Here is a 1,191-nt window from a genome sequence, read left to right on the forward strand (position 1 = left end):
ATGGCAAAAGAAAAGTTTGAACGCGTAAAACCGCACGTAAACGTTGGTACAATCGGCCACGTTGACCACGGTAAAACTACACTAACTGCAGCAATCACTAACGTACTTGCAAAAGTATACGGCGGTGTTGCTAAAGATTTCGCATCAATCGACAACGCTCCTGAAGAGCGCGAACGTGGTATCACTATTTCAACGTCTCACGTTGAATACGATACTCCTTCACGTCACTACGCACACGTAGATTGTCCTGGTCACGCCGATTATGTTAAAAACATGATCACTGGTGCTGCTCAAATGGACGGCGCGATCTTAGTAGTTGCTGCGACTGATGGCCCTATGCCACAAACGCGTGAGCACATCCTTCTTTCTCGTCAAGTTGGCGTTCCTTACATCATCGTGTTCATGAACAAATGTGACATGGTAGATGACGAAGAGCTACTTGAACTAGTAGAAATGGAAGTTCGTGAACTTCTTTCAGAATACGATTTCCCAGGTGATGACTTACCTCTAATTGCTGGTTCTGCGCTTAAAGCGTTAGAAGGCGAGAAAGAGTGGGAAGATAAGATTGTTGAGCTTGCAAACGCACTTGATACTTACATCCCAGAGCCAGAGCGTGACATCGATAAGCCATTCATCATGCCTATCGAAGACGTTTTCTCAATCCAGGGTCGTGGTACAGTTGTAACTGGTCGTGTTGAAGCTGGTATCATCCGCATCAATGACGAAGTAGAAATTGTTGGTATCAATGATACAACTCGTTCTACTTGTACTGGTGTTGAAATGTTCCGTAAGCTTCTAGACGAAGGTCGTGCTGGCGAAAACATCGGCGCACTTCTACGTGGTACTAAACGTGAAGACGTTGAACGTGGTCAAGTACTAGCTAAGCCTGGTTCAATCAACCCACATACTACATTCACTTCAGAAGTATACGTACTTTCGAAAGATGAAGGTGGTCGTCATACTCCATTCTTCAAAGGTTACCGTCCACAGTTCTACTTCCGTACAACTGACGTAACTGGTGACGTACAGTTACCAGATGGCGTAGAAATGGTAATGCCTGGTGATAACATCAAGATGACAGTAACTCTAATCGCACCAATCGCGATGGATGAAGGTCTTCGTTTTGCTATCCGTGAAGGTGGTCGTACTGTAGGTGCTGGTGTTGTAGCAACTATCGTAGCGTAATTATTA

1 protein-coding gene is annotated in these 1,191 nt (G+C 44.9%); it reads left to right on the forward strand.

Going from position 1 to position 1,191, the window contains the following annotated elements:
* Complete coding sequence (gene tuf, locus CXF64_RS09965) at positions 1-1,185, forward strand: elongation factor Tu (RefSeq protein WP_024589451.1); 1,185 nt, start codon at positions 1-3, stop codon at positions 1,183-1,185.
* The last annotated feature ends 6 nt before the right edge of the window (positions 1,186-1,191 follow it).

The sequence above is a fragment of the Pseudoalteromonas sp. GutCa3 genome, assembly GCF_002836155.1.
Lineage (GTDB): Bacteria > Pseudomonadota > Gammaproteobacteria > Enterobacterales > Alteromonadaceae > Pseudoalteromonas > Pseudoalteromonas arctica.